We start from the raw sequence: 10278 nt of genomic DNA, 5'->3' as shown, positions 1-10278 counted from the left end.
AAGCCCCCTCCCACATTGGGCTCTGTGCTGTCTGGGCTCATTGCGTTTCAAAGGCTAGGTTTGCAGCAGTCCAGCTCCACCCCGACTCAAACCCGGCACAGATAAAACTGTGGGAGGGGTCTTGCCCCCGATGGCGGCGTGTCAGTTGGCTTATCCATTACTGAGCCAGCCTGATCGGGGGCAAGCCCCGTCCCACATTCGGCTCTGTGCTGTCTGGGCTCATTGCGTTTCAAAGGCCAGGTTTGCAGCAGTCCAGCTCCGCCCAGCACCAAGCCAGATGCAGATAAAAACTGTGGGAGGGGGCTTGCCCCCGATGGCGGCGTGTCAGCTGGCTTATCCATGACTGAAACAACCTGATCGGGGGCAAGCCCCCTCCCACATTGGGTTCTGTGCTGTCTGGGCTCATTGCGTTTCAAAGGCTAGGTTTGCAGCAGTCCAGCTCCGCCCAGCATCAAGCCAGATGCAGATAAAAACTGTGGGAGGGGGCTTGCCCCCGATGGCGGCGTGTCAGCTGGCTTATCCATGACTGAAACAACCTGATCGGGGGCAAGCCCCCTCCCACATTGGGCTCTGTGTAGCTCCGGATTCAGCAGGACACTTGCACCTCCACCACCCCACCCTTCAACCGCGCCGGCCATACCCGCAGGCGTTGGTGCGGGGTTTCCAGGCACTGGCCGTCCTGCAAGCGGTAATGCTGTTTGTAGATCGGCGCGGCCACCACCAGCTCGCCCTTGATGTTGCCCACCAGGCCACGGCCGATCACGTTGGCGCCGGACTCCGGGTCGTGGTTGTCGATGGCGTAGAGCGTCTGCGCTTCGGCGTCAGGCAGGTAGAACAGCGCGACTTGCGCGCCATCAAGCCACACCACCACGCCGGAATTGCGGACCAGGTCGCGTTCATGGCAGACGTTTTTCCAAATGGCAAGTGTGCGTTGGGTATTGGACTGGCTCATCAGGCAAGCTCCTCGGTGACAGCAATCAAGTTGAGTTCGGCGGCCATGATCGGGCGGCGCTGGCCGCGTTCCTGGACGAAGTGGATGTCCGGGTCTGGGCGCTTGTCGTTGACGAAGGTGCGGAAGCGTTTGAGTTTTTCCGGGTCCTTGAGGGCGTTGGCCCATTCGCATTCATAGCGGTCGACCACCAGTTGCATCTGCGCTTCCAGCTCGGCGCCCAAACCCAGGCTGTCGTGCAGGATCACGTCCTTGAGGAAATCCAGCCCGCCTTCCAGGCTTTCGCGCCAGACCGAAGTGCGTTGCAGCTTGTCGGCGGTGCGGATGTAGAACATCAGGAAACGGTCGATGTAGCGGATCAGCGTGGCGTCGTCGAGGTCGGTGGCGAACAGTTCGGCATGGCGCGGGCGCATGCCGCCGTTGCCGGCGATGTAGAGGTTCCAGCCCTTCTCGGTGGCGATCACGCCCACGTCCTTGCTCTGGGCTTCGGCGCATTCGCGGGTGCAGCCGGACACCGCGAACTTGAGCTTGTGCGGCGAGCGCAGGCCCTTGTAGCGGTCCTCGATCAGCAGCGCCATTTTCACGCTGTCTTGCACGCCGTAACGGCACCAGGTGCTGCCGACGCAGGATTTGACCGTACGCGTGGACTTGCCATACGCATGCCCCGTCTCGAAACCGGCGGCGATCAACTCGCCCCAGATATCCGGCAGTTCGTGCAGTTGCGCGCCGAACAGGTCGATGCGCTGGCCACCGGTGATCTTGGTATAGAGGTTGTATTTCTTCGCCACCTCGCCGATCACGATCAGCTTCTCAGCAGTGATCTCGCCCCCCGGAATCCGTGGCACCACCGAGTAGGTGCCGTTCTTCTGCATATTGGCCATGAACGTGTCGTTGGTGTCCTGCAACGGCACCAGCGACGGGTCCATGATCGGCTGGTTCCAGCACGATGCCAGGATCGAGCCCACCGCCGGTTTGCACACATCGCAACCGGTGTGGCCACGGCCATGTTTGGCCAGCAGTTCGTCGAACGTGATCACCCCCTCCACGCGCACCAGGGCGTACAACTCCTGGCGGGTATAGGCGAAGTGTTCGCACAGACTCTTGTCGACACTGACGCCACGGGCCACCAGCTCATGTTCGAACACCTGCTTAAGCAGCCCGGCGCAGCCACCGCAGCCGGTGCAGGCTTTGGTCTGCGCCTTGAGCACGCCGAGGTCGCCGCAGCCGCCATCGATGGCCGCACAGATCGCGCCTTTGGTGACGTTGTGGCACGAACACACCGTGGCCGATTCCGGCAACGCACCAGGGCCGAGGGTCGGTGCGCCGGCCGACGACGGCAGGATCAGGCTGGCGGGCTCGGCCGGCAAGGCGATGCCGTTCTGCAGATATTGCAGCAGCGTGTCGTAGTAGCTGTTGTCGCCGACCAACACCGCGCCGATCACCTGCTTGCCGGCCGCGTCCACCACCAGGCGGCGGTAGCTGGCGGTGGCCTCGTCGATAAACTGATAGCTGCGCGCGCCCGGTGTGTGGGCGTGAGCATCGCCGATGGAGCCCACATCCACGCCAAGCAACTTGAGCTTGGTGGACATATCCGCGCCTACAAACGGCTCGGCGCCCTGCCCGCACAGCAACGCCGCCACGCCACGGGCCATCTGGTAGCCGGGCGCAACCAGGCCGAACAGCCTGCCGTTCCACGAGGCACACTCGCCGATTGCATAGATATGCGGGTCGCAGCTCTGGCATTCGTCGTTGATCGCCACCCCGCCGCGCGGACCGATTTCCAGCCCGGCCTGGCGCGCCAGGGCGTCCTGGGCGCGGATACCGGCGGAAAACACGATAAGGTCGGTTTCCAGAAATTCGTCGTTGGCGAAATTCATGCGATAGCGGTATTGCTCACCGGCGCTGATCGATTGCGTGGCACGGGACAAATGCACGCCGACGCCCAGCCGTTCGATCTGCGCCTTGAGCGCCAAACCGCCGAAGTCATCCAGTTGCACCGGCATCAGGCGCGGCGCGAATTCCACCACATGGGCTTCCAGGCCGAGGCTTTTAAGGGCGTTGGCCGCCTCCAGGCCGAGCAATCCACCGCCGACCACCACGCCGCGCCGCGCATTGGCAGCGGCGGCACGAATGGCGTCTAGGTCTTGCAGGGTGCGGTACACCAGGCGCGAGTCACCTTCGGCGCCTTCGATGGGCGGCACAAACGGGTACGAACCGGTGGCCAGCACCAGTTTGTCGTAGGTCACGCGGCCCTGGGCGGTGACCACCTGGCGCTGGGTGCGGTCGATGTCCAGCACTTGCACGCCAAGGTGCAAGGTCACCCCCGGCGTCTGGTACAACGCCGCGTCGGATAACGCCAGCGACTCGGCATCGCGGCCGGTGAAGTACTCGGACAAATGCACGCGGTCATAGGCACGCATCGGCTCTTCGCTGAACACATGCAGTTGGTAGTGATCCAGCGCGCCGCGTTCGATCAACTGCTCCACGCAGTGATGACCGACCATGCCATTGCCGACGACGATCAGGGTTTGCAGCTGGTTCAAACTGGCGTTATTGGCGTTCATATAAGCACCCGACAAAGCTCATCACGGTTTGAAAAAAAGCAAAAAAAAACGCCTGAAACCTTACGGTTCCAGGCGTCTTTGCCTGTTCTTATACGGTTGGCATCGGACGACTTCGCCGATTCCACCGCTATTGCCCATGTTGTCGATCGTCGTTGACCGAAGGGGGTTGTCGGGGATCTTGCAGGCTCTGTGCCAACCTGTCGCGACCCCGTACTCACGGCATCTACACCAGTTCAACCCTTGCGATCACGCCTCCAACTGGTGCGCGGCGCATCATAAAAGGGCACGGTACGCTTGCTCCCGCGCGTCGGCACAACCGCAGCAAGCGCCGTCGGCACCGTCAGTAAGGCCTGTGCAGGAACATGGCGCGCCGCTTGCTAGGTACAGCGCAACAGAGCAGTCAACGCTGATTGCCCATCCACGACAAAGGCGCCGTGTAATCCCCGTTTCCAACGGAGGGTTACGCGGCGCTTTTTTTTGCCGGGCAGAAAAGGTTCGAGGGTTATCGATGGCAAACCAACACGTACGCAGTGTGTGCCCCTATTGTGGCGTGGGCTGCGGCATCGTCATGCAGGTCCAGGACAACACAGTGGTCAAGGTGATCGGCGACCCTGACCACCCCACCAACGCCGGGCGCCTGTGCACCAAGGGCACTACCTGCGGGCAAGCCATCGCCGAGTCCGGGCGCATGGAAAACGCTTACTTGCGCCAGGCCCGCGACCGTGACCCAGTACGCATCGCCATGGACGAGGCCATCGCCAAGACGGCCGGGCGCCTGCGCAACGTGCTGGAGCGACATGGCCCCGATGCCTTGGCGTTTTACGTCTCCGGGCAGATGTCACTGGAGGCCCAATACCTGGTCAACAAGTTGGCCAAGGGTTTTGTGGGCACCCGCCATATCGAATCCAATTCACGGCTGTGCATGGCCAGCGCCGGCAGCGGCTACAAACTGTCCCTGGGTTCCGACGGGCCGCCGGGCTCCTATGAAGACTTCGACCGCGCCGACCTGTTCTTCGTAATCGGCGCCAATATGGCCGACTGTCATCCCATCCTGTTCCTGCGCATGATGGACCGGGTCAAGGCCGGGGCGAAGTTGATCGTGGTCGACCCACGGCGCAGCGCCACCGCCGACAAGGCGCACCTGCACCTGCCGATCAACCCCGGCACCGACCTCGCATTGCTCAACGGCTTGCTGCACCTGCTGGTGAAAAACGGCCACACCGACCCGGCCTTTATCGCCACCTTCACCGAGGGTTGGGAGGCCATCCCCGCGTTCCTGGAGGACTATTCGCCGCAGCAGGTCGCCGCCATCACCGGCCTGGCCGAAGCCGACATTCGCCAGGCCGCCACCTGGATCGGCGAGGCCGCCGAGTGGATGAGTTGCTGGACCATGGGCCTCAACCAGAGCACCCATGGCACCTGGAACACCAACGCGCTGTGCAACTTGCACTTGGCCACCGGCGCCATCTGCCGCCCGGGCAGTGGGCCGTTTTCCCTGACCGGCCAACCCAATGCCATGGGCGGGCGCGAGATGGGTTATATGGGGCCGGGCCTGCCGGGGCAACGTTCGATGCTGGTAGACGCCGACCGCGCCTTTATCGAAGACCTGTGGCAGATCCCCGCCGACCGCCTGCCGCGTCAGGCCAGCGACGGCACCGTGGCGATGTTCGAGCAAATGGCCGCGGGGCAGATCAAAGCCTGCTGGATCATCTGCACCAACCCGGTGGCCAGCGTGCCGAACCGGCAAACCGTGATCGATGGGCTGCAGGCCGCCGACTTGGTGATTACCCAGGACGCGTACCTCGACACCGAAACCAACCGCTATGCCGACATCCTCTTGCCCGGCGCGCTGTGGGCCGAAGCCGAAGGGGTAATGATCAACTCCGAGCGCAACCTGACCCTGATGCAACCAGCCGTACAGCCGCCGGGCGACACCCTGGCCGACTGGCAGATCATTGCCCGCGTCGCCTGTGCAATGGGCTATGCCGAGGCGTTCACCTACGCCGACGCCAGTGAGGTGTTCGAAGAACTCAAACGTGCCTGCAACCCCGCCACCGGCTATGACCTGCGCGGCGCCAGCTATAAGCGTCTGCGCCAGACACCGCTGCAATGGCCGCTGGCATCGGCCGAGTCGGCGCCACGCAACCCGATCCGCTACCTCGCACACGGCACGCTGCGCTTCGCCACCGCCAGCGGCAAAGGTCAGTTCTTCGCGCGCCCGCACATGCCACCGGCGGAGCTGCCCGACGATGTCTTCCCGTTCGTGCTCAACACCGGGCGCTTGCAGCACCAATGGCACACCCTGACCAAGACCGGCAAAGTCGCCACGCTGAACAAACTCAACCCCGGCCCCTTTGTCGAGATCCACCCCAATGACGCCGCGCGCCTGGGGCTTCAGACCAAGCAGCCAGTGCAAGTGCGTTCGCGGCGCGGCTACGCGGTATTGCCTGCGTTGATCAGCGACCGCGTGCAACCGGGCCAATGTTTCGCGCCCTTTCACTGGAACGACGTGTTTGGCGAACATTTGGCGATCAACGCGGTGACTTCGGATGCGGTCGACCCGATGTCGTTGCAGCCGGAATTCAAGTGCTGCGCCGTCACCCTGGAACGTGTCGAGCTGATCGACCATCAGTTCCTCGACTCGCCCACTCAGGCGACCACCGACCTTCCCCTTTGCGCAAAGGAACCCGCCATGTCGCGCATCGACGCCTTCGCCGAAATCGCTGGCCTGCGTAGCGTCATCCCGCCGCCACTGAGCGACAGCGAACGCACCTACCTCGCCGGCTTTGTCAGTGGCATGCGCGCCGACAACGCACGCCAGGCCGGTGGTGTGCCGGTGCTACCGCCCACGGCGCCGTTGGCCGACGAGGCGCGAGTGTGGGTCGACGGTTTGCTCGGCGGGCTGTTCAGTCGCGCCTCGCCGGCCAGTGTCGGCACACTGCCCGCCTCCCCCGCCGTGACCTTGCTGTGGGCTTCCCAGACCGGCAATGCCGAAGCATTGGCCGAGCGCTGTGCCCAGCGCCTGCGTGAGGCTGGGATCAGCGTCGAGCTGAGCGCAATGGCGGATTTCCCGGCGAGCCGACTGGCAAGCACCCAGAACCTGGCATTGATCAGCAGCACCTTCGGCGACGGCGACCCACCGGACAATGGCGAAGGTTTCTGGCACAGCCTCAGCCGTGTCGAGACGCGCCTGGAGTCCCTGCGGTTTGCGGTGCTGGCCCTGGGCGATCCGAACTACGAGCAGTTCTGCAAGCACGGCAAACGCCTTGATCAACGCCTGCTGGAGCTGGGCGCCACCCGCCTGTTGGAGCGCGTCGATTGCGACACCGAATTCCAAGCGCACGCCGATGCCTGGCTGCTGCGCTTGCAGCACAGCCTCAACCCGGCCAAGGCGCCGGCAGCCGCCACACCCGCCGGCAAGACCAAGCTGTACGGTTCGCGCCTACTACTCAACCGCCATCTCAACCCCCATAGCCGCCATAAAGAAACCCGCCAGTTCGCCCTGGACCTGGCCGACTCCGGGCTCAGCTATGAAGCCGGCGATGCCCTCGGCGTACGGCCGCGCAACTGCCCCGAACTGGTCCACGAACTGCTCGAATTGACCGGCCTGAAGGCGTCGGCCAGCGTCACTATCGACACCTTCGGCGAGGTCTCGCTGCAACAGGCGTTGACCCAGCACTTCGAAATCGCCCGGCCCAGCAGCGAGACCCTGGCGTTTATTGCCGAGCGCAGCGCCGATGGAGGGCTTGAGCAGTTATTGCGGCCCGAGCACAAGGCCGAATTGAACGACTGGCTGTGGGGTCGGCAACTGGTGGACGTGCTTCACGCCTACCCCATCGAGTGCTCGGCGGACGATTTGCTGAGCACCCTGCGGCGTCTGCAACCGCGCCTCTACTCGATTGCGTCCAGCGCCAAGGCCCACCCCGGTGAAGTCCACCTGACCGTCGCAGCCGTGCGCTATGGCAAACGCAAAGGCGTATCCTCGACCTTTCTCGCCGACCGCGTCGGCGACGGTGAAGTGCCGGTGTTCGTGCAGCCGTCCAAACATTTCCGCCCCCCCAGCGACGGCGATGTGCCGATGATCATGATCGGCCCTGGCACCGGCGTGGCGCCGTTTCGCGCGTTCTTGCAGGAGCGCCGCGCCCTCGGGCACCCGGGGCGTAACTGGCTGTTCTTCGGCGAGCAGTACGCCGCCAGCGACTTTTATTACCAAGACGAGCTGCAAGGTATGCAGCGCGACGGCCTGCTCACCCACCTGAGCCTGGCGTTCTCCCGCGATCAGGCGCAAAAAATCTATGTGCAGGACCGCATCCGCGAGCAAGGCGCCGAGCTGTGGCGCTGGCTGCAGGACGGCGCCAAGGTGTACATCTGCGGGGACGCCAGCCACATGGCCAAGGATGTTGACCAGGCGCTACGCCAGATCGCGCAAACCCACGGCGGGCTGAGCCCGGAGCACGCCGTGGACTACTGGCGCCAACTGAGTGAGCAAAAACGCTATCTGCGTGATGTGTACTGATTGGATACAGAACAATCGTCGATTGTATTGTGTACAAAAAACCCTAAAGGTTTACCAAGAGCGCGCCGAAAAAGCAGTGATAGCAAATCGCCTCGCCTCGTTCAGGGGGCGTGGCGATTTGGCCGCCCTCCACGCTGATGGTCGTCTCGATGAAAATAAAAAATAAGCTTGTGCTGGCTTTTGTCTCGGTTGCGTTTATCCCAGTGAGCCTGGTGGCCGTCATCTCAGTGATGAACACCCGGACCCAGGCGGTGGATCAGTTCATCGACGGCAGTACCCGGGAAATCCGCCAGATCGATGGCAATATCCGCCAGTTCTTCGACGGCACACTGCAGAACGTCGATCAAATGGCCACGGATTCTGTATACACCTCGGTCAACACTCTAAAAAATTACCAACCCGCCGACGCGGCCGCTCAACCGCTGCCCGCCGAAGCGCAAACGGTGATCGAGCGCTTCGCCCGCTATGGCGCCACCCACCCGGCGGCGGCGATCCTGTCCATCGGCCTGGAAGACGGCACCTACGCCAAATGGCCGGACGATCCGCAACTGGCCAAATACGACCCGCGCGCACGCCCCTGGTACAAAGCGGCGATGGCCAGCCCCGGCAAGACCGTGCGCACGCCGGCCTATTACTACGATAAAGACGACGTGGCCCTGGTAGGCACCGCGCGCGCCATGCTCGACAGCGCCGGCAAACCCAAAGGGGTATTCGTGGTCAGCGTGTCGCTGAAGAACCTGACCGAACTGGTCAAGAGCATCAAGCTCGGCGACAGCGGTTACGTGATGTTGATCGAGGACGGCGTGGTGCTGGTCGACCCACGGGACGCCGCCCACAACTTCAAACCGCTGAAAGATTTGGGTACGGCCTACGCGCAATTGGCGCAAACCACGCAAGGCTCCACCGAAGTTGAGATCGACGGCGTGCGCTACATGGCCAACGTGTGGACCTCCCCCGGCCTGGGGTGGCGTTATATCGGCCTGATCGAAAAAAGCGAAGTGATAGCCGAGGCCACGCGCATGACCTACCTCACCGCCATCATCGTCGGCGTGCTGGTGTTGATTTTCGGCCTGATCGCCGCAGCGTTCTCCAAAGTGATCGTCAAGCCGATCGGCCAGGTCAGCACCGGCTTGCAGTCGATTGCCGAGGGCGAAGGCGACTTGCGCCATGAGCTGCGGGTACACGGCAAGGACGAAACCGCCGAACTGGCCGGCTGGTTCAACAAGTTTCTCGCGGCCATTCGCCAGTTGATCCAGCACATCGGCGCGGCCTCGGCCAATTTGCATAACGCTTCGAAGGTCAACAGCGAGGTGGCCCACAACATGAACGAGGCTGCCGGTCGCCAGCGCGAGGCGGTAGAACTGGTGTCCACTGCATTCAATGAAATGGTGGCCACCGCCAACGAAGTCGCCCGCTCCTGCAGCGGCGCGGCCGAATCCGCCGAGAATGGCCACCGCCGCGTGGCCGAGGGTAAACAGCAGATCGAAGCGACCACCGACAACGTCAACCGCCTGGGCCGCCGCTTGAGCGAATCGTCCCAGGCCATGGTCGAGCTGGAGGCCGGCAGCCGCAGCATCAACCAAATCCTCGGCACCATCCGCGCGATTGCCGAACAGACCAACCTGCTGGCACTCAACGCTGCCATCGAAGCGGCCCGTGCCGGCGACCAGGGCCGCGGCTTTGCCGTGGTGGCCGACGAAGTCCGCGCCCTGGCCAAGCGCACCTCCGACTCCACGGGCGAAATCGAGCACCTGCTCGGCACCCTGGAAACCAAAACCCAGGAAGTCACCCAGAAGATGGACAGCTGCATGGACCTGTCCAAGGCCAGCGTGTCGTCCATCGAAAACGCGCGTGACAGCTTCGAAGGCATCCAGACCTCGGTCAACGAAATCCGCGACCAGAACCTGCAAATCTCCGCCGCCGCCGAGGAACAACACAGCGTGGCCGAAGAGATCAACCGGCATATCCAGCAGATCTACGACGAAGCGCGTTTGGTGGAAAGCCTGGCCAATTCGGCCCAGGATGACTCAGGGCGCCTGTCGAAGCTGTCGGATGAGTTGAACGGATTGGTGGGGCGGTTTAAATCCTGAGGAGGGTTTCGCGCTGGCGTGAAACTCGCCAGCCCAGAAATACCCAGCGCATGCAGGAGCAGGCAGTCTTCTGCCCTGCTCCGACCCTGCGTGCAAGAACGTGCGACGCTGAGCGCTCTCCAAGTAAGTGAAAGTATTTACTGGGTGACGTTTACTGCC

The 10278-nt window shown here is 63.1% G+C and carries 4 protein-coding genes and 1 pseudogene; 3 read left to right on the top strand and 2 right to left on the bottom strand.

The annotated features are described in order from the left end of the window. Positions 1 to 586: 586 nt before the first annotated feature. Together nirD and nirB are read right to left on the bottom strand one after the other, a co-directional pair. Positions 587 to 952, bottom strand: a complete 366-nt coding sequence (nirD, locus tag YA0848_RS19370) for a nitrite reductase small subunit NirD (protein WP_034113864.1) — start codon at positions 950 to 952, stop codon at positions 587 to 589. Beyond that, positions 952 to 3513 (bottom strand): nitrite reductase large subunit NirB, encoded by a 2562-nt coding sequence (gene nirB, locus YA0848_RS19365; protein ID WP_169902642.1) that lies wholly within the window; start codon positions 3511 to 3513, stop codon positions 952 to 954. Before nirB ends, nirD begins: the two co-directional genes overlap by 1 nt. Positions 3514 to 4021: 508 nt before the next feature. Here nirB and YA0848_RS19360 point away from each other — a divergent pair. The 3 genes and pseudogenes from YA0848_RS19360 to YA0848_RS36685 all read left to right on the top strand — a co-directional run bounded on the left by YA0848_RS19360 (position 4022) and on the right by YA0848_RS36685 (position 10119). Further along, positions 4022 to 8029: a bifunctional nitrate reductase/sulfite reductase flavoprotein subunit alpha gene (locus YA0848_RS19360; RefSeq protein ID WP_169902643.1), complete on the top strand. Its 4008-nt coding sequence runs from the start codon at positions 4022 to 4024 to the stop codon at positions 8027 to 8029. Positions 8030 to 8166: 137 nt separating this feature from the next. Then, positions 8167 to 9264: pseudogene (locus YA0848_RS36690) on the top strand (cache domain-containing protein); the annotation flags it as partial. Between the two features lie 87 nt (positions 9265 to 9351). Further along, entirely contained in the window at positions 9352 to 10119 is a 768-nt protein-coding gene (locus YA0848_RS36685; RefSeq protein WP_371263998.1) for a methyl-accepting chemotaxis protein, read from the top strand. Positions 10120 to 10278 lie beyond the last annotated feature (159 nt).

It is taken from the genome of Pseudomonas sp. S4_EA_1b (assembly GCF_016307435.1).
Taxonomy (GTDB): domain Bacteria; phylum Pseudomonadota; class Gammaproteobacteria; order Pseudomonadales; family Pseudomonadaceae; genus Aquipseudomonas; species Aquipseudomonas rhodesiae.
Note: the sequence above shows the minus strand (reverse complement) of the source record. Positions and strands in the feature narration are given on the sequence as shown.